The sequence below is a fragment of the Pseudomonas sp. WAC2 genome (genome assembly GCF_030403525.1).
GTDB classification, from domain to species: domain Bacteria; phylum Pseudomonadota; class Gammaproteobacteria; order Pseudomonadales; family Pseudomonadaceae; genus Chryseomonas; species Chryseomonas luteola.
The window spans coordinates 19,949-40,002 of record NZ_JAUEPD010000012.1 but is presented as its reverse complement, the minus strand read 5'-3'; the positions used below and the strand labels follow the sequence as shown (position 1 = coordinate 40,002).

The 20,054-nt window shown below is 56.5% G+C and carries 15 protein-coding genes; all 15 read right to left on the bottom strand.

Going from position 1 to position 20,054, the window contains the following annotated elements:
- Window positions 1-8: 8 nt before the first annotated feature.
- A complete protein-coding gene (locus QWJ10_RS21675) occupies window positions 9-302 on the bottom strand; it encodes a DUF2845 domain-containing protein (RefSeq protein ID WP_219652523.1) in 294 nt (97 codons plus the stop codon).
- 8 nt (window positions 303-310) lie between these two features.
- Window positions 311-3,169 (bottom strand): DUF748 domain-containing protein, encoded by a 2,859-nt coding sequence (locus QWJ10_RS21670; protein WP_289929650.1) that lies wholly within the window; start codon window positions 3,167-3,169, stop codon window positions 311-313.
- An 80-nt stretch (window positions 3,170-3,249) separates the two neighbouring features.
- Window positions 3,250-4,266 (bottom strand): class I SAM-dependent methyltransferase, encoded by a 1,017-nt coding sequence (locus QWJ10_RS21665; RefSeq protein WP_239382177.1) that lies wholly within the window; start codon window positions 4,264-4,266, stop codon window positions 3,250-3,252.
- Window positions 4,267-4,337: 71 nt separating this feature from the next.
- Complete coding sequence (locus tag QWJ10_RS21660) at window positions 4,338-5,216, bottom strand: oxygenase MpaB family protein (protein WP_125888608.1); 879 nt, start codon at window positions 5,214-5,216, stop codon at window positions 4,338-4,340.
- An 87-nt stretch (window positions 5,217-5,303) separates the two neighbouring features.
- Complete coding sequence (acs, locus tag QWJ10_RS21655) at window positions 5,304-7,253, bottom strand: acetate--CoA ligase (protein ID WP_197873319.1); 1,950 nt, start codon at window positions 7,251-7,253, stop codon at window positions 5,304-5,306.
- Window positions 7,254-7,413: 160 nt separating this feature from the next.
- Window positions 7,414-9,078: a glucose-6-phosphate isomerase gene (pgi, locus tag QWJ10_RS21650; protein ID WP_289929649.1), complete on the bottom strand. Its 1,665-nt coding sequence runs from the start codon at window positions 9,076-9,078 to the stop codon at window positions 7,414-7,416.
- Window positions 9,079-9,260: 182 nt separating this feature from the next.
- A complete protein-coding gene (panC, locus tag QWJ10_RS21645; RefSeq protein WP_125888605.1) occupies window positions 9,261-10,115 on the bottom strand; it encodes a pantoate--beta-alanine ligase in 855 nt (284 codons plus the stop codon).
- A complete protein-coding gene (gene panB / locus QWJ10_RS21640; RefSeq protein ID WP_019367423.1) occupies window positions 10,112-10,912 on the bottom strand; it encodes a 3-methyl-2-oxobutanoate hydroxymethyltransferase in 801 nt (266 codons plus the stop codon). The genes panC and panB overlap by 4 nt, the downstream gene beginning before the upstream one ends.
- 254 nt (window positions 10,913-11,166) lie before the next feature.
- Window positions 11,167-11,652, bottom strand: coding sequence for a 2-amino-4-hydroxy-6-hydroxymethyldihydropteridine diphosphokinase (gene folK / locus QWJ10_RS21635; RefSeq protein ID WP_289929648.1), 486 nt, complete (start codon window positions 11,650-11,652; stop codon window positions 11,167-11,169).
- A 3-nt stretch (window positions 11,653-11,655) separates the two neighbouring features.
- Window positions 11,656-13,059, bottom strand: a complete 1,404-nt coding sequence (locus QWJ10_RS21630; protein WP_122043650.1) for a polynucleotide adenylyltransferase PcnB — start codon at window positions 13,057-13,059, stop codon at window positions 11,656-11,658.
- A gap of 688 nt (window positions 13,060-13,747) precedes the next feature.
- Complete coding sequence (locus QWJ10_RS21625; protein ID WP_019367421.1) at window positions 13,748-15,178, bottom strand: sigma-54 dependent transcriptional regulator; 1,431 nt, start codon at window positions 15,176-15,178, stop codon at window positions 13,748-13,750.
- Between the two features lie 62 nt (window positions 15,179-15,240).
- Window positions 15,241-18,198, bottom strand: a complete 2,958-nt coding sequence (locus QWJ10_RS21620; protein WP_074829436.1) for a sensor histidine kinase — start codon at window positions 18,196-18,198, stop codon at window positions 15,241-15,243.
- Window positions 18,182-18,358 (bottom strand): hypothetical protein, encoded by a 177-nt coding sequence (locus QWJ10_RS21615; RefSeq protein WP_010796831.1) that lies wholly within the window; start codon window positions 18,356-18,358, stop codon window positions 18,182-18,184. The genes QWJ10_RS21620 and QWJ10_RS21615 overlap by 17 nt, the downstream gene beginning before the upstream one ends.
- 104 nt (window positions 18,359-18,462) lie before the next feature.
- Window positions 18,463-19,350, bottom strand: coding sequence for a tRNA glutamyl-Q(34) synthetase GluQRS (gene gluQRS / locus QWJ10_RS21610; protein WP_010796832.1), 888 nt, complete (start codon window positions 19,348-19,350; stop codon window positions 18,463-18,465).
- A gap of 57 nt (window positions 19,351-19,407) precedes the next feature.
- Complete coding sequence (gene dksA / locus QWJ10_RS21605) at window positions 19,408-19,851, bottom strand: RNA polymerase-binding protein DksA (RefSeq protein WP_010796833.1); 444 nt, start codon at window positions 19,849-19,851, stop codon at window positions 19,408-19,410.
- Window positions 19,852-20,054: the final 203 nt, after the last annotated feature.

The following is a 20,054-nucleotide window of genomic DNA, read 5'->3' as shown; positions in this document are numbered from 1 at the left end:
AACAGGCTCTAATCACGTGTGAATTCGATGCTGACAAGCCGGTTGGCTTCAAATGTCAAGATGTAGGTTCCACCATTCCAGGGACCGTAAACCCATTCTTCCCGTGTCGATTCCCTACGACCATAGTCACCCTGCGTGTAGCCTATAAAATCTCGATGCGCAGGTTCGCCGCATTTCCGTTGTACCTCAAACGTACGGTCGCCCCGGTTAACCAAGTTACTGCCGCAGCGGAGCGTGTCACCTAGCGCCACCGAGACGGAGAGCGCTAGCAATAGGGCTATGGCGGTTGTGGTGTATCTCATCTGCTGTCCTAGCTACTGCCAAGATGAAGTTGTGCCGCGATACGCCCATTATTGCCTTGCTGGCTTGTATTGACATCAATTAAATAAATACGCCCTTCCTCAAGCCCGGTCTTTTCTACGAGGTATTGCTTGATGTTTTGAGCACGCGCCTGTGCCAGTCGTCGCAGAAGCAGATCACTCGTTTTCCATGAATCAAGAATGGCGGCACTCAGACGCTGCTGCCGCTCGGTATCGCTCAGGTGTGTCCACTCGGCAGGCGGCTGTTGTTTAAGGCGGGTACGGTAAATCCCCTCCAGCAAGGCAGGTCGCATATCTTCCGGTACGGCAAGCTGGGTGGCATCTGCGGGAACCTTGTCGCCTCGCCGCTGCAGCAAATTGTAGTATTGTGTCTGGAATTCGCGCTCCAAGCGCTGCGCAGAAAGTGAAGGGCCATCGATCTCAACCGCGCTACGGCCTTCTACATCCAGCTGCAGCTGCGGACGATTTTTTAGCGCCTGGGCCAGCGTATCGAGCGACTGACGCGCCTCACCCGTCAAGTTGACCGAGGCCGCTTCAAAGGGTATCTCGTTGAGGTCCGTTTCTGCTCGACCTGCCAAGCCTGCCAGCATCTTGAAGGGCGATTGGACAGCCCTTGCAATGACGTTACGCATCGTTTGCCAGATGATGGGCGCCACGCTGAAGTTAGGGTCGTTGAGGTTACCCGCGACAGGGAGAGTCAGGTCAATTCTGCCGTGGGAGTCCTTGAGTAGCGCAACCGCAAGCCTGACAGGCAGGTCGACGGCATCAGGGCTGTCAATCCGTTCACCTAGCTCAAGCTGATCCAATACCAGATGGTTTTGAGCATCCAGCTTGCTGTTGTCGATCCGGTAGTTGAGATCCAGGTCCAGGCGCCCTTTGCGGATGGCATAGCCGGCGAATTTTCCGGAATAGGGCGTGAGGGTTGTAAGTTCAACATGACGGAATGCTGCTGTCACGTTGAGTTTGTTAAGCGGATCCAGTGGGTTCAGACGACCTTTGATATTGACGGGTGCAAAGCGATCCACCTTGCCGGTCAGGCTTATTTCCGCCGGATCGGAGGCCTTTGTATCCAGCGTGCCGATCTGACCGTTCAGCTCCTGAATAGCCGTTATGAAGCTGGGCGTAAGGCTATAGTCTGCAAAATTGGCCGAGCCGTTAACGACATGAATACCGCCGATGTGCAGGGTTAGCGGAGTGGTGTCGTCAGGTGCTTCGTCTTTGGGTTGAGGAATCAGCAGCTGACGAAAGTTGGTGGTCAGGTCTTCGTTGATAATAAGACGGGCATAGGGGCGCAGCAGGGTAATGTCATCAATGGCGAGACGCTGGCCATGCTCGTAGCTGATACCTTTGAGCGTAAGCGTTTGCCAGCGCAGGAAGTCACGCTGGCGCTGGGTATCTAGAGTATGCAGCTGGGTGAGCTGGGCCTGCCCGGTCACGGACAAGGCAAGAGGCGCTGTATCATGGAGGGAGAGGTTGATGTCGCTTGCCAGCATGCCGCTCCGCACTTCAAGACGGATATAGGGGGCAATATAGGCTTGGGCTAGGCGTAGATCGATATCATTGTTAATGATATGCAGGCGAGCAGTCACAGGATTCAATGTCAGCTCACCGCTAACCTCAAGCTGCCCATGTAGACCAACTTGAGCGTTGAGGTTGACCGTGGTCGGCATTTGGCCTGCCAGATCAAGGCTGGATAACGCCAGGTTGATGTCCTTTATGTCCAGATCCACTGGTGCTGAAGCGGCCAGGTCTTTTAGATGAAGGCGGCCGCCTTGTAGGTCAGTCTTGCCAAGGCTGATCTGCCAATTCGGTGTGTCGGGCAACGCCTCGGGTTGCTCCGGGAAGGTGAACAGCTTGGCCCAATCCAGCTGACCGTCCCGATCCCGAGAGACCCAGGCCTCCAAGTTTCGGGTCTCGAGCTTTCCCAGATGAATCTGGCGTTTGGTCAGGTCCAGTGTGGCATCGGCAATAGCGAGGTGGTTTAGATGTATCTGTGGCGTGGCATTGACTGCTTTGCTGGAAAGCTCATCAAGGCTCAGGCTGGTCTTGGACAGTTGTAGTTGAAAGGTTTTTCCTGTTTCGAGGTGGTACTGAGCATGCCCATTCAACCGACCCTTATCGAGTGAAAGCGGTAGCGCTTCGCTGACGTAGGCCCACCAGGGGGCCAGCGCAGCCTCCTTGAGTTCCAGAGAGCCATTAAGGGTGAAAGGGACCAAGTGGAGCGTTCCTTCGCTTGTGAGTGCACCATCCTGGCCTGCTTGGGCATTCAGGCTGTAGCGGCCTGGATTTTCTGTACGGGTGCCGATGTTTTTCAGGGTCAGATCAATGGGGTTGAAACTCACTTCGACGGGCTGTTTGAGCTGTTGATCTCGGTAATGCACCTGGGCCTTCTGAAGGACAAGAGCATCGATGGTCAAGGGAAAGGGTTGCTCGGTTGAATTTGCCGTAGGCTTGTCTTGAGGGTCGGAATTCTCAGGCGTTTTAAACAGCTCGGTAAGATTTAGCGTACCGTCTTTCTCGAGCCTAACGTCGACAACGGGCTCTTCCAGCTCCAGACGCGCCAGATGTGCTTCCATTCGCCATAAGCTGTTCAGCTCAAGGTCAGCATAGAGGCGCTTGGCTGCCAAGACGGGGTGTTCGGGAGAACCAATGCGAAACCCCTTCAGTTCTACTTCAAATGTGAAGGGATTGAAGGTGATCTCATCAATCTGAGCAGGCTGCGTGGTGTAACGCGTCAACTGCTGGTTTGCAACGTGCAACGCAACGCGCGGGAGAATCAGAAAACCAAGCAGGCAATACAGCAGGAGGAGCGACAACACAATGGCGGCGCGTTTCAATGCTTTGGGCATGGCGTCTATCCATCAAGAGTGCTCTCCAGTATCGCACGTGCTGCTGTGGTGCCAACGGCAGCATGCGCAAAGCGTGATCTTTACAACTGTAAAATCAAGGTCTTAAGGGGCGGTTGGCCGTCAAAGGACGGGAAGTCCTCGTCTGGCGCGATAACCTGACAGTCACGTACCGGTCTTCCCTGTTTACTGGCGCAGCGCAGAACAGACTCGCGCCATTCTGCCATGGAGACTTTAGCCAGGTTGTTACAGCACACCAGGGTGCCGTTTTCGGCAGTAGCTAGGAGCGCTGGTTTGAGCAGGCTTTGATAGTCACGCTGAAGGTCTACCGTTCCAAAGGCACTTTTGGCCCAGGCCGGTGGATCAAGAAACACAAGGTCAAATTGCTTTGGGTCCAGGCGAGGATAACTGGGCAAGCGCTGGCCTCGACGATGAGTGATAGGTAAGCCGGCTAGCTGGCGAATAGCGGGGAAATAGTCCGACTGAACGAACTGCATGGGCGGCAATGAAGGATTGAGAGTACCGTTTTCCTGACCTACAGCCAGATTGCGCGTAGCGAAGTCCAGATTCCAGACCTCCTGTGCTCCACCAGCCGCAGCGCAGAGTCCTACACCGCAGGTATAGGCAAAGAGATTCAGGACTGACTTATCCTGGCTGTTCTGCTTGACCCAGCCTCGCGCGTTACGCAAGTCAAGAAAGAGTAACGGGTCTTGGCCGGCATGGCGGCCCCGCACACGATAGGTCAAGCCCCATTCGTGAGCAGCGGTGGCCTCCAGTGCATCTGGTTCGGTTGTATGGGCGGTGCTGCTTCGATCAATCCGGGAATTGCCTTGCGACCGGTCGTTATAAACGAGAAATAATTCCTGGCCCAAAAAACGCTGAACCTGCTGATGCAGTGCAAGGATCACGTCATTTTCGACAGGGGCGTGAAAGCTCTGAATCAGTAATTGCGGGCCGTACCGGTCGAGCGTAAGTCCTGCTGCTCCCTCCTGTGATCCATGAAACAGTCGATAGCAGTCCGTACCCTGGGTGTGGAGTCGTGCCAGGAGCGACTCACGGCGGGACAATGCTGCGTCCAGAGCGGAGAAAAGGGTTTGCATGGGCAGGCCTTGAGGCGAAGAGCAATAAAGGCGTACAGAATACAGATTATTGTGGGCTGCCGTGCGACCGATCAGGGCTTGTTGGGCTGACCCATGCGGCGGCGCGCCCGATGTGAGGAGCCGTTGCGAACCGCCCAGCGTAACAGGGGAGCTGTACGATTGACGCCGGCCCTTACCAGATGCCGCTCCGCGTGGCCGGGCAGAATATCCAGTTGCTGAGCGGCCCATTCGGGTAGCAGATCAATCCCTGCTCTCATGATCAGTGAACCGAATGGCTTGGCCAGCGCACTGGGAGCTGGGGCTGAGAGCAGGATCTGCGTAATCTCACGCGTACGTTCATCGCAGACCAGCTCTGGGCGCATCGTGTTAAGGTAATGTTCGATTTCTATTCGTGATACCGGGACTTGCTGGGCGCCTAGTTGCCTGGCAATCAGAGAAACTTCGCGGTAATAGCGGTCCTGCTCCGCAAGGGAAAAGTGGGGATTGAAATAGCGAAGGTAGGCTTTCAGGAAGCTGCTCACCTCCGCGACATGTACCCACGTCAAAAGATCAGGATCATCGGCTGCGTAAGGGCGTCCATCCAGGGCAACTCCTTTGATATGGCCATGAATTATCCGGACTTTTTCGATCAACCGTTGTGCATCGGCCTGGTTGCCAAAGGTGGTGGCGGCAATGAATTGGCCGGTACGCCGTAATCGGCCCAGCATATCTTCTCGAAAGCGGGAGTGATCCCAGACACCTGCCAGTGCCAAGGGATGCAGCATTTGTAGAAGCAGGGCGGCGACCCCGCCGATCATCATGCAGGTAAAGTCACTGTGTACCTTCCAGCAGGCGGAATCAGGTCCGAACAGGCCAGGGTCCCCAGGTGGGTTTTCGTAATCGACTCCGCCCAGGCTTAGCCCGGTAAGGCTCATGACCTGACTTTCAATACGGCGTCGCAGGATTTCCATTACAGCCCCAAATGATGCTTCATCACGTAAAGCTTAATGGATAACGAGCCGCCAGACATCCAACGCTATGCCCGGCGGCGGTTTTACTCACTTTTTGGCTGCAAGATTCTGCCGATGCTCAATCAGCTCCTGCACGACGGAAGGATCAGCCAGGGTGGAGGTATCGCCCAGAGTGTCCAGCTCATCACAGGCAATCTTGCGCAGGATACGTCGCATGATCTTGCCAGAGCGTGTCTTGGGTAGCCGCGGCGCCCACTGGAGGAAGTCCGGTTTTGCAAAGCTGCCAATCTCGGAACTGACCTGAGCCAGCAGGCGTTTTTTCAGCTCATCCGTGGGTTGCACACCGCCCATTGGGGTGACAAATGCATAGACGCACTGGCCTTTTACATCATGGGGGCAGCCTACTACAGCGGCCTCGGCCACTTCGTCATGTAAAGCCAGCACGCTTTCCACTTCTGCCGTGCCGATCCGGTGGCCGGATACGTTGATTACGTCATCCACGCGGCCGGTAATCCAGTAATACCCATCTTCATCACGGCGGGCACCGTCGCCGGTGAAATAGTAGCCGGGGTAAGCCTTGAAGTAGGTATCGATCATACGTTGATGATCGCCATAGATGCTTCGGATCTGGCTGGGCCAGCTGGCCTTGATAGCCAGAACACCTGCGGCAGGGCCTTCGATCTCCTTGCCTTTGTCGTCCAGAAGAACAGGCTGAACGCCAAAGAAGGGGCGTGTAGCCGAGCCGGGCTTTAGGTCCGTTGCGCCAGGGAGCGGTGCGATCAGGATGCTGCCTGTTTCGGTCTGCCACCATGTGTCGACAATAGGGCAGCGCTTCTCACCTACGACGCGGTAGTACCATTCCCACGCTTCAGGGTTGATGGGCTCGCCTACACTACCCAGCAAGCGGAGGCTGGCGCGGGAGCTTTTGTGCACATGGGCGTCTCCCTCACGCATTAGCGCCCGAATGGCGGTAGGGGCTGTATAGAAGATGTTGACCTGATGCTTATCCACGACCTGCCAGAAGCGTGAGGCATCCGGATAACTGGGCATGCCTTCGTACATCAGCGTTGTTGCCCCATTGGCCAAGGGACCATAGACGATGTAACTGTGGCCGGTTACCCAGCCGACGTCCGCGGTGCACCAGAAGATCTCACCTTCGTGATAATCAAATACATACTTGAAGGTCATTGCAGAGCCCAGCAGGTAACCCCCGGTGGTATGCAATACCCCTTTGGGTTTACCGGTCGAGCCCGAGGTGTAGAGGATGAAGAGCGGATCTTCCGCATCCACCGGTTCGGCTGGACATTCATCACTAACGTTTTGCACGGCGTCGTGGTACCAAACGTCCCGACCTTCGGTCCATGCAATATTGCCCTTGGTACGCTGTACCACGATCACATTGGAAACATTCGGGCATGAGGACAAGGCCTTATCCACATTGTTTTTGAGCGGGACACATTTGCCGCCGCGGGTCCCTTCATCGGCGGTAATGACGGTACGGCAATCGGCATCCAGGATACGGTCGCGCAGGGCATCGGGAGAAAAACCGCCAAACACCACGGAGTGGACCGCACCCAGCCGGGAGCAGGCCAACATGGCATAGGCCGCTTCAGGAATCATGGGGAGATACAGGCACACACGGTCGCCTTTCTTGACGCCATGCGCCTTCAGAACGTTAGCCAGCCTGCAAACATTCTGGTGCAACTCACGGTAGGTGATCTTCTGGGAATCGGAGGGATTGTCGCCTTCCCAGATAATGGCGACCTGGTCCGCACGCTTGTCCAGATGGCGGTCGACACAGTTGTAGGACACATTCAGTTGACCACCCTTGAACCATGAGGCTTCACCCTTGGCCAGATCGCTATGGTGAACTTCATCCCACGGTTTGAACCAGTCAAGCATGGCTTTGGCCTGCTCACCCCAAAAGCGCTCAGGGTCTTCAATGGACTGGCGATAGAGACGCTCATAGCCTTCTTTATCTAGAAGGGCTTGCTTTTGCACTGCTTCGGGCACGGGGTAGCGATGGTGTTCCGACATGGCGGGCTCCTGTTGTGGTTGTTCTCCGCTTCCATCCACATTAGGCGCTATTTGGGCGATGGGGTTCAGCCAGGCGATAGAGTGTGTGTATTTCTGGCCGAAAGTCGTAGGTAAAAATAAAAAACGCCGCAAGAGCGGCGTTTTGAGCGGAGCGGATTGGTCAGCCGCGATGGTGCTGGCGGAAGTACTCGATCAGACCTTGAGTCGAGGCATCTTCCGCAGCCTCTTCTCCATTGCCAACCAAATGCTGATAGACGCTGTTACCCAGCTCTTTACCCAGCTCTACGCCCCACTGGTCAAAGGCATTGATACCCCAGATCACGCTTTGTACGAATACCTTGTGCTCATAGAGCGCCACCAGGGCGCCTAGGCTGCTCGGGGTTACGCGCTCGAATACCAGCGTATTGCTGGGGCGGTTGCCCGGGATGACCTTGTGCGGAGCCAGGAATGCTACTTGCTCATCAGGCAGGCCCTTAGCGCGCAGTTCGGCTTCCGCTTCTTCAAGCGTCTTGCCGCGCATGAGGGCCTGGCTCTGGGAGAGGCAATTGGCATACAACCAGGGGTGATGGTCAGCAATGGGATGATGGCTGGAGGCCGGCACGATGAAATCGCATGGAATCATCGGGGTGCCCTGGTGCATCAGCTGGTGATACGCGTGTTGCCCATTGGTGCCTACGCCACCCCAGATGACCGGGCCGGTTGCCGTGGCGACGGGAGTACCGTCCTGGCGAACACGCTTGCCATTGGACTCCATATCCAGCTGCTGCAAATGCTTGGTGAAGTCGCGCAGATAGTAATCGTAGGTCAGTACAGCGTGGCTCTGAGCATCCCAGAAGTTGCCATACCACACACCCAGCAGGCCCAGCAGCACGGGCAGGTTGCTTTCGAAGGGCATCTTCAGGAAGTGCTGATCCATAGCATAGGCGCCGGCCAGCAATTCCTTGAAATTGGATACACCGATGGCAATGGCAACAGGCAGGCCGATTGCCGACCACAGCGAGTAACGGCCCCCAACCCAATCCCACATCGGGAAAATGTTTTCTTCGCTGATCCCGAACTCAACGGCTGTCTTCACGTTGCTGGAGACTGCAATGAAATGCTTATGCAGATCCTGCTCGGCGCAGCCCTGGCCAAGGCACCACGCACGTGCAGCCTGGGCGTTTTTCAGGGTTTCCAGGGTACCGAAGGATTTGGAGGAAACGATGAATAAGGTCGTTTCGGCTTCCAAGCCGGTCACCAGCTCATGGAATTCGCTGCCATCGATGTTTGCGAGGTAATGGCAGCGGACCTGCGACTGTGCGTAAGGCGTGAGTGCCTCGGCAACCTGTTGGGGCCCGAGGAAGGAGCCGCCAATTCCGATATTGACGACATCTGTGATCGGCTTGCCTGTGTGTCCTCGCCAGAGGCGGTTATGGATACGGTTGACCAGGTCGGTCATGCGGCCCAGTACCCGATGTACCTCCGGCATGACATCCTGCCCGTTCACCATCACCTTGTCGCCTAGCGGGCGGCGCAGGGCTGTATGGAGTGCAGGACGATTTTCCGAGGAATTGACGGGCTCGCCTGACAATAACGCCTTGATCGCGCCTTCAAGGTTTGCTTCACGTGCCAGGTTGATTAGCAGGTCGCGAGTCTGCTGAGTTAGCAGGTTCTTGGAGTAGTCCAGAAACAGCCCGCAGGCGCTCAATGAAAATTGCTTGAAGCGTCCTGGGTCCGCCGCGAACGCATTACGCATAATGAAGGACTGCATCTCCTGACGATGTTCTGTCAGTGCCTGCCAGGACTTCAACTCGGTAACGTTGATAGGCTGTTTGTAATACTCCATTGGGATTCGCTTCCTTCTGTAGGTATTGTCGTACGTTGTGCACTACATCTTGGGATAAAGCTTGTGGCACGCCCGGCTATAGCACGCCAGATAGAGCGCGTCAGTCAAGCTAATGATGGCCGTCAGACACGAAAAAGCCCGGGGTGTTCCGGGCTTTAGCGAAGCGGTGCTCATCCTGCTGATTAGATATCAAGCTCGAATGACAAATTATCAATCAACCGCGTGTTGCCAACATAGACGGCCAATAGTATTACCAGTTGCCGATCGGCTTCTGCCGCCGGGCGCAATGTGCCTTGCTGACGAAGCTCCAGATAATCCACTCGCAGGCCATCCGCTTCAAGCTGCTGTCTGGCCTCGTCGAGCAGGGCAGGGTAATCGCGGCGACCTGCCTGGATACGCTCGGCCACTTGTTTCAGCAGGCTATACAGGCAAGGGGCCGTGGCGCGCTGTTCGCCATTGAGGTAGCCGTTACGTGATGATAGTGCCAGCCCATCGGTGTCTCGAACGGTAGGCTGACCTATGATCTCGATAGGCATGTTCAGGTCATTGACCATCTTGCGGATGACGGCAAGCTGCTGGTAGTCCTTTTCACCAAACACAGCGACATCAGGCTGGACCATGTTGAACAGCTTGCTGACAACCGTGGCGACGCCTTCGAAATGACCGGGGCGGCTGCCGCCACACAGGCCTTCCGAAACGACCGGGACGCTGACCCGCGTCTGGTGGTCCATCCCTTCGGGATACATCTCCGATACGGCAGGTGCAAACAGAACTGCGCAGCCGGCCGCTGCCAGTTTCTCCTGGTCAGCGGCAAGCGTTCTCGGGTATTTGTCCAGGTCTTCGGTGGGACCGAACTGCAGCGGATTGACGAAAATACTGGCAACCACGAAATCGCTATGGACCCGCGCTGTTTCAACCAGGGCGACATGGCCTGCATGCAGATTGCCCATGGTGGGAACAAAACCGATGCGCTTGCCTGAGCGGCGGGCCTCAGCGACTGCGTTTCGCAGCTCGCTGATAGTGTGTACGGTAATCATGCCGAAAATCCGTGTTCTGGTGCGGGAAAGGTGCCGCTCTTAACGGCCTGGACATAGGCTGTGAAGGCTTCCTGGATACTGCTCTGGCCGGCCATGAAATTCTTCACGAACTTGGGTGAGCGGCCTGTCAGAGCAAGGCCTAGCATGTCGTGCATGACCAGTACCTGCCCATCCGTGTCCGCGCCGGCACCGATACCGATGACCGGTATGTTGGCAGCGCGTGTGATGTCGGCCGCCAGCGGGCTGGGGACACACTCAAGCACAATCATGGCAGCTCCGGCTGCCTCAAGCGCCTTGGCATCTTCACGCAGCTGCTGGGCGCGAGCCTCATCACGCCCTTGTACCTTGAAGCCACCAAACACATTTACTGACTGAGGCGTAAGGCCCAGGTGCGCGCAGACCGGAACGCCCCGTTCAGCCAGCTGGCGAATGGGTTCTGCCAGCCAGGCAGCGCCTTCCAGCTTGATCATGTGCGCGCCGGCCTGCATCAGTGCGCCAGCATTCTGGAAGGTCTGTTCCAGTGTCGAGTAAGCCATGAAGGACATATCGGCCACGATAAGTGCGCCACGATTGCCGCGTTTTACACAGGCCGTGTGATAGGCCATATCGGCTGTGGTAACAGGCAGGGTGCTGTCGTGGCCCTGAAGGACCATGCCCAGGGAATCGCCTACCAGCAGTATTTCGACGCCCGCCTGGCTAGCCGTATGGGCAAAGGTTGCGTCATAGCAGGTCAGCATGGTGATTTTTTCACCGCGCTGTTTCAGCGCCTGCAAAGTGGTGAGGGTAACCTCAGGCATATCAAACTTCCTCTTCAGGCTGTGTCCTGAATAGCTGGGGACATACAGTCGTATCTTTTTATTCTGGTTGATGGCTGTAGCGAACTACAGATCTCGTCGCTTGCCTGCCAATTCTGCAGTGGACACAGCCTGTCTGTAGGCAGTAACAAAGGGATGGCCAGGCAAGTGGGTGCCTATAGTCTCGGCGAGTTCAGGGGAAGTCAATCACGATGTGTTACCGGAACGTTACTGTAACACTATGACTTGCAAGCCCCTTATTGCAGTCGCTCCAGGCCTGCGAACGGGCACTCGTCCAGCAGAGCCTGCAACAGGCTGCCATCGGGCAGGCGCAACTCACCCGAGGCAATTTCGGCCAGAGGGTAGAGAACGAACGCCCGGGCATGCATGTGATAGTGCGGTACGGTCAGGCGGGGCTCATTGATCGTGTGGCTGCCGAATAGCAGGATATCAAGGTCTAGTGTTCTGGGGCCCCAGCGCTCATCCTTGCGGACTCGACCCTGCTGTTGCTCGATGGCTTGCAGCTCATCCAGCAGCGCAAGTGGTTCCAGAGCGGTATCAAGCGCTGCGACAGCATTTACATAGCGGGGCTGATCAGCCGGACCCAATGGGTCGCTTCCATAAAAGGAGGATCGGGATACAAGTCGGCTTTGCGGAAGCGTATTCAACGCCGCCAGCGCTGATTCAAGCTGGGTACGGGGCTCCGCCAGATTACTGCCGAGCCCGATGTAAACACGCTCCATCGATTACTCCGCTGGCGGGGTAGGTTTGTCGGTGCCAGGTGTGCGACGCTTGCGTGACCCACCGCCACGGCGGCGCTTGCGGACCGCGCCCTTGCCGTCTTCCTGACTCAGTTCACGAATCATCTCTCGACGTTGACTGTCGCTGACTTCCTGATAACGCGTCCACCATTGACCCAGGTTACCGGTACGCTCGCCGGCGCTCTCACGCAACAGGAGGAAGTCATAGCCTGCCCGGAAGCGGGGGTTTTCCAAGAGCATATCGGCGCGTTTGCCTTGACGGCGAGGCAAGCGCTCCTGCATGTCCCAGATCTCGCGCATGGGAATGGTAAAGCGCTTGGGAATGGCGATCCGGCGACACTGCTCGAGCGTAATATCGTGAGCCGCTTCCTGCATGGCTGGAATCGGTGGCAGCCCCTTTTCCTGATGGTAATCCACGCGGGCGGGAAGGGCAGGCCAGAGCAGCGCTGCAAACAGGAAGGCGGGTGTTACCGGCTTGCCTTCACGAATACGTGCGTCCGTATTGGCCAACGCCTGCTTGATGAGACGGCCTGTGTATTCAGGGTTCTTTTCGAGCGCTTCAGCTGTTGCCGGGAACAGAGGGGCAAAGAGATCATAGGTGACCAGCAGCTCATAGGTGCGCTCTGCGTTACCGCTCAGGAACAACTTGAGCACTTCATCGAACAGACGGGAGGCTGGGATATCCCTCAACAGGTGTGCCAGGCGGCGAATAGGTGCTGCTGTCTGCTCTTCGATCTCGAAGCCCAGCTTAGCCGCGAAGCGTACGGCTCGCAGCATGCGTACTGGATCTTCCTGGTAGCGCTGCTCGGGATCTCCAATCAGGCGAATCAGGCGATTACGAATATCCGAGGCGCCATTGGCATAATCGAAGATACGTTCCTGGGTAGCTTCGTAGTACAGGGCATTGATCGTGAAGTCACGCCGCTGTGCATCCTGCTCCTGATTGCCATAGATGTTGTCGCGAAGGATGCGTCCACTTTCGTGGCGGGCGGAGTGAACGGAGTCTTCATCCTCTTCTTCTTCGGGGTGATTGGCGCGGAAAGTCGCCACTTCAATGATCTCTCGGCCAAAATGTACGTGGACCAGCTTGAAGCGACGTCCAATGACGCGTGCATTGCGAAATTCAGCGCGTACCTGCTCAGGCGTTGCGTTGGTCGCGACGTCGAAATCCTTCGGCTCAACGCCCAGCATCAGATCTCTTACGCAACCACCGACCAGATAGGCCTGGTAGCCAGCCTTCTCCAGCCGATCCACAACGCTCAGGGCATGGCGACTAATCTGTTCACGCTCCAGCGCGTGCTGGCTACGAGGAATCACGATAGGTAGTTCAGGCTTACTGGGTGCGCGACGTAATGGCGAACGCAGGGACTGGATCAGCTTTTTCAGCATTGATAGCACTGTTCTTGAGGTCGGCGGAGCGAGCGGAAACCCGCGGTTATGGCGGATTCTAGCATTATAGGAGGGGATCTTGAATGATGGCTGGCGTGAAGCTTAAGGCACTGGGGGAGCCGAAGCTCCCCCCCAAATTGGTACGTGCTTTGTTTTTATTGTTATATCGAACCTGTTGTTTTTCTTGTCTGGTCCGTCCTGGTCGGATACCTGCCGCCAGGAGGGCTCCCAAATTTGGGGCCAAGAGCAAACGGATTACTTTGGACGCTGATGTCGTCATGATCACAATTGATCTATCCAGTGCAGGTGCTGCCTCAGGGCAGTTTTATTATTCTCGGACTGGTACGGGGCAAATGCTCCGCAATCGACTCTTCTCCAAAATGATCAGTTAGCTACGCCTCCGCCTGCTTGTTCTTATTGTGCTGGAGTCGTTACGTCTTATTTTTATTAGGGGTTTTACTGATTTTTTATTTTTGTTGTGCCAGATATAAAGCAGATGCTGTGCCAACTTTTGAAAATCGTTTTAAAACAAAGGCTTATGAAAATATGTAGTGTTTTTTGAGGCGGGCAACATAAGAAATTCGTTACCGTTAACCTCGCCTGATGTTACGGCGGTAACACATTCTGAAATGATGGCCCTGTGTTACCCGCAAAAAAAACGCATCGGTAACGATGCGTTTTCTGTCTATCAGGACAGGTCGGTGCTGGTAGCGCCCGTTTTTCGGCGCGGAATACCAAGCCGTTGACGTCGCTCCCACAAGCACTTGCGACTTATGCCAAGCTTGCGGGCTAATTCGGTCTCGGTCATGTGGTCCTGATGTTCAAGTACGAAGTGCTGGAAGTAGTCCTCCAGGGAGAGGTCTTCCGTAGGCTCATGGCTGACATTGGAGGAGCCCAGAGGCGTCTCGAGTGGATCCAGGAAGTGTTCGGAAAGGTCCAAATCTTCCAGTTCAATATCGATGCCGAGCAGGTCCGGTTCGATTTCGTTCTTCTCGCTGAGAATGACGGCTCGTTCGATTGCATTCTCCAGCTCCCGAACGTTACCCGGCCAGCTGTAATGGCGAATGGCGAGTTCAGCTTCCTGGCTGAAATGCATGGCCTCGCGACCCATGCGGTTGGACTGGCGGGCCAGAAATACGCGGGCGATTTCCAGCACGTCATTGCTTCGCTCACGCAACGGCGGAAGGCGCAGGGAAATAACATTCAGACGATAATAGAGGTCTTCCCGGAATTGCCCGGTCTTGGCCAATGTCTTCAAGTCACGGTGAGTGGCTGCAATCAGGCGGACATTGACCTTTTGCGACTGCACCGAGCCGACGCGGCGAATCTCGCCTTCCTGCAAGACACGCAGCAGGCGTGCCTGAGCTTCCAGCGGCAGCTCGCCGATTTCGTCCAAAAAGAGCGTACCGCCATCAGCTGCCTCGACCAGGCCGGTGCGGCTTGCGCTAGCACCTGTAAAGGCTCCTTTCTCATGGCCGAACAGTTCGGACTCGATCAACGTTTCGGGAATGGCAGCGCAGTTCACAGAAATCAGAGGTGCTTTTACCCGACGTGACAGGTTATGAAGTGCACGAGCCACCAGCTCCTTGCCCGTACCGGACTCCCCCTGAATAAGCACGGTGGAATCGGTAGGGGCAACCTTGCGAATCTTGCCATACAGATCCTGCATGGGAGCACAACTGCCGATGATACCAATGTCGCTGTCGTGGACTGGCAGCGCTTCGCCGCGAGTGGCTGGACGCTCCGGCGGTGTCTGCTGCGGGGCCTGTTCGCGCTCGATGAGAATGCGCGCAACCGCCTGCAGCATCTCGTCATGGTCGAATGGCTTGGCGATGTAGTCGACAGCGCCTTGCTTCATGGAGTCTACGGCAGAGCGCAGGCTGGCATAGCTGGTCATGATCAGCACCGGCTTGCCTGCAGCCAGGTCGATCAGCTCAGTCCCAGGGGCACCGGGTAGGCGCAGGTCACTGATAATCAGGTCGAACGATGGAATGTCGTAACGATCCTGCGCTTCCTGCACAGAGCCAGCCTCGCTGACCTGAAACTGATTGCGCTCGAGCAATCGGCGCAGGGCCGAGCGAATGATGGTTTCGTCTTCGACGATCAAAATATGTGCCATATTGGGCTCTCTCGACGGTGGCAGAGCGGAGGCGCCAGGCAGTGGCGCATCTCGTTTCCGCTCTACGTTCCGGTTACGGCTCGATCAGGTTGTTCAAAATGACGCGGCAAATTCACACGTATACGCGTACCGCGGCCTTGCACAAGGTCGATCGGGCTGTCGATCATTATGTCTCCATAATGCTCTTCCACGATGGAATAGACCAGAGCAAGGCCAAGTCCCGTCCCTTTACCAGGGTCTTTGGTTGTAAAGAAGGGCTCGAAAAGACGGCTGATTATGGCTTTTGGGATGCCGGAGCCTTCGTCCTCGACGATAAGCGTTACCGTCTGCCCACGGGCTTCGCTACGCACCTTAATCGTGCCGGTGGGTGGCGAGGCATCGCGAGCATTGGACAATAGATTGATCAATACCTGAGCAAGCCGTTGCGGGTCGCCTTTGACCCAGTGCTCCGGATCGCACAGGTTCTGGAACTCGACATCGACGCTGCGGCGGTTAAGCGACAACAGCGAGATGGCTTCTTGTGCAGTATCTAACAGTCTGACCGGCTCTGGGTCATGTTGCCGACCACCGGCATGGGCAAAGCTCATCAGCGATTGAACGATGCGGGTGATGCGGCGTGTCTGCTCGACGATCTGTCCGCTAATCTCCTGAATTTCTGCATCCGCTTCGCGTTCTTCCTGAAGGATCTGTGCCAGGCAGGCAATACCGGTAACCGGATTACCAATCTCGTGGGCGACTCCTGCTGCGAGGCGGCCAATAGAGGCGAGGCGCTCGGAGTGAATCAGTCGATCCTCAAGCAGTTGGGTCTCACTGATGTCTTCCACGACCAGAACGTTGCCGCTGTTACCGGGGGCAAGAGGCTCGTCGATGGCCGCCTTGTGCAAATTGAGCCAGCGCTGGTTGCTGTCGAGTGCCAGGCGCTGTTTGTATAGATGCTGGTCGGGAGAGCGGAGAAAGCGTTCGAACAGGGCTTTCCAGGGCTCAGGTAGTGCCGAAAGGCGCGAGCCTACAACTTGCACTGAGTCGATGTTTGTCAGCCGCTCCATGGCCCGGTTCCACATCAGGATCTCGCAGTCCTGGGCCAGCGCGCAAACACCCATGGGCAGTTCCTGCAGGGTTTGCCGGTGGTAACGACGCAAGGCGTCCAGTTCGGCTGCAAGACCTGTAAGACGGGACTGATAATCTTCCAGACGGCTTTCAATAAAATGGATGTCTTCGGTGACATAGGCCTCGCTGCCTTCCTTGTAAGGCAGGAACGTTTCGACGATATCCTGGGCGACCCGTGGCCCCATCAGGCCTGACAGGTTGGCCTCGATACGGTCTCTGAGCCGACGTAGCGCGTACGGGCGACGCTCGTCGAAGGGAAGCAGCAGATCGCTGAGGGCGCGCTCTACTTCCTTCTGGGCGGTCTTGGCACCCAGGGGCTTGGCCAGCTGAGTAGCGAACTCCTGGGGCGAGGCGGCAATCAGCTCCCGCCGCTGGGGCCGTCTGACATTATCCACCGCACAGGCTTCCGCCGCGCTTTTTTCCTCATCGCTGGCTTCGGTGAACAGAGAGACCAGTGCAAACACCAGAACGTTAGCGGCCAGTGACGCCAGGGCTGCCAAGTGCCAGTTGGTGGCATCGATGTAGTAGGAGAAAGGACCGACTTCGAAGCCTTTCATGAAGCCAAGCGCCGGCAGCAGCATGGTCAGCGTCCACAGGCCCATGCCGGTCAGAAGGCCTGCGATAAATCCGCGGTGATTGGCGGTCTGCCAGTAGAGAACGGATAATGCGCCTGGTAGAAACTGCACCGTGGCCACAAAGGCAACAATGCCAAGACTCGACAGGTCGCTATGATTACCGATCAGGCGGTAAAACCCATAGGCGGCCATGATGATGGCTGCAATCAATCCGCGGCGCGTCCAGCGTAACCAGCGATAGATATTGCCGTCGGTAGGTGGCTGATACAGGGGCAGCACCAGGTGGTTGAGCACCATGCCAGACAAGGCCATGGTCATCACGATGATCACGCCGCTGGCGGCGGACAGGCCTCCTACAAACGCTACCAGCGCCAGCAGCGGTTTATCCAGCGCCATGCCCACGCCCAATGTGAAATATTCCGGGCTCGTGGGCGCTCCAAGAGCAAGACCGCCCCAGAGAATCGGTGGAATAGCCAGGCTCATCAATAACAGGAACAACGGAAGGCCCCAGCTGGCGCTGACAAGGGCACGGGGGCTCAGGTTTTCCGTGAACGCCATGTGATACATGTGTGGCATCACGATGGCCGCCGCAAAAAAGACAAGGAGCAGGATCCGCCAGGGGCCTTCCTGCAAGGGCGTATGCAGTGTGGAAAGTGCTGTCTGATTCTGGGTCAGCCAGGTTTCAAGCCCAGATGGACCATCGAACACGGTATAGAGCGTTACCAGGCCAACAGCACCTAGCGCGATGAGCTTGACCAGTGATTCGAAAGCAATTGCTACCACGAGTCCTTCATGGCGTTCGCGAGCGGTAATCTGTCGCGCGCCAAACAGCATGGCGAATAGCGTAATCAGAAAGCAGAAGGCCAGTGCCGGGCCGTCCTGTGCCGGTGCGCTGATCAGAATGCCGGTGCTGGTAGCGACCGCCTGGATCTGAAGGGCCAATAATGGCAGAACGGCAACTACCATCAGCAGGGCCGTGAGGGCGCCTGCCCAAGTGCTGCGAAAGCGAAAGGCGAAAAGGTCTGCCAGTGAGGACAACTGATAGACACGTGTCAGCCGCAGAATGGGGTAGAGCAGTACAGGCGCCAGCAAAAATGCGCCACATAGACCCAGATAATAGGAAAGAAAGCCGTACCCATAGTCGTAAGCCAGGCCAACCGTTCCATAAAAGGCCCAGGCACTGGTATAGACACCTAACGACAGGGTATAGATGATCGGATGTCTGACCAGGCGGCGGGGGACCCAGCCTCGCTCGGTCATCCAGGCTACGCCAAAGAAAATCAGCAGATAACCTGCGCTGATGGCAAGCAGTTGGGAAATACTAAAGCTCATCGGCATCGCGTTGGCTCTGAAGAATAAAAGTAACCACGATCAGAATCAGCCAGAGTAGGTAAGGGCGATACCAGGCACCAGTCGGGTCGATCCACCAATCCATGATGGCAGGGGAAAACAGGTAGATGCCCACAACCAGGAGCAGGACCAACCGGTAGATATACATACTGCATTCTCAAATAGGCCTTGGCTGGATGGTAGCCGATGGATGGGGGATCCTGCATCCGTTAGCGCAGGTCTGCCTTATCCGTTTTGAGACAATCTGCGTTGTTACCGGAGTTCAGCTTCGGCAAGTGTATGGGTATGTGGTATCCGGGCAGGCTGCCAGGATTGTATACCCCAGGTCAGAATCTCTCGGGCACTGGCGCCATGGAGCTCGGAGGATGGCTGCTGGCCTAGCGCACGCAGGGCTCTGAGCAGTAGCGGTCCGGCTTGATCGTGCGGAAGAGGCGGAGAGCGGTACGATTTGCCCAGCTTGTGTCCGTCAGGCTGAATGATCAGCGGGACGTGCAGGTAGCGAGGCTGGGGAAAGCCTAGCAGTTCCTGCAGATAGAGCTGACGCGGCGTGGAGTCGAGAAGATCTGCACCTCGGACGATATCGGTAATGCCCTGCCAGGCATCGTCCAGTACCACGGCGAGCTGATACGCAAACAAGCCATCACGCCGACGGATAATAAAGTCGCCTACGTCCCGTCCTAGATGCTGGCGGAATTCGCCTTGTACCCTGTCGGTAAAGGCATATTCGAGCTCAGGAACCCGGATGCGTATCGCGGCCATGTCATGGGCATGCTGGGCGTTACGGCAGTGGCCTGGATACAGTCCCCCATAGCCTTCCAGCTGTTTGCGCGAGCAGGTACAGGCATAGGCCAGGCCGCTATGCAGCAGGCGCGCTACGGTAGCCTCATAGGCATCATGACGATCACTTTGCCGCTCTACGGCGCCATCCCATTCGAAGCCATAGCGTTCCAGCGTGTCGAGAATGGCTGTTTGGGCGCCTGGAACCTCACGAGGCGGATCGAGATCCTCCATGCGTACAAGCCAGCGTCCTCCTGCGGCACGGGCGTCCAGATAAGACGCAACGGCTGCAACCAGTGACCCGAAATGCAGGTAACCGCTAGGTGTCGGGGCAAACCGGCCTATATAGGATGAGGTCGTCATGGTGGGGAACGACAATCGTTAAAAAGCAAGCGGGGCGCCTGAGCGCCCCTTGATCGGTCAGGAACCGATCTGCTTTTCCTTGATTTCCGCCAGTGTCTTGCAGTCGATGCACAGACTGGCAGTCGGACGTGCTTCAAGGCGGCGGATACCGATTTCGATACCACAAGAGTCGCACCAGCCGTATTCGTTGTCTTCGATCAGCTGAAGCGTCTCGTCGATCTTCTTGATCAGCTTGCGCTCACGATCACGGGTACGTAGCTCGAAGCTGAACTCTTCTTCCTGGGTCGCACGGTCGGCCGGGTCGGCATGGCTGCCGGCATCTTCCTTCATGTGACTTACAGTGCGGTCTACTTCTTCCCGCAGTTCCTGCTTCCATTTATTCAGGATGTTAGTGAAATGGGCGCGCATGCGCTCACTCATGTACTCCTCGCCAGACTCCTCCTGATAAGGTTCGAAGCCACGGGTCAAAGGGGTGTTTTGCTGTTTTTCGTCGGTCGCCATGGATGACCCTCTCACTTTCGCTAATCCTGTCCGCAGGCTGGATACGTCTACTGGGCAAGAGGCCCCCGCGGATGCAAGCGGGCGAACTTACCAGAAGCCTTGGTGCGGCGCTACTACCTGAAGTCCTTGTTATCAAGCTCCAAGGCATATCTTGTGGGTCTTGCTCGAATTATATGTATTGGTGCCGTCTTTATAGCCTTGGT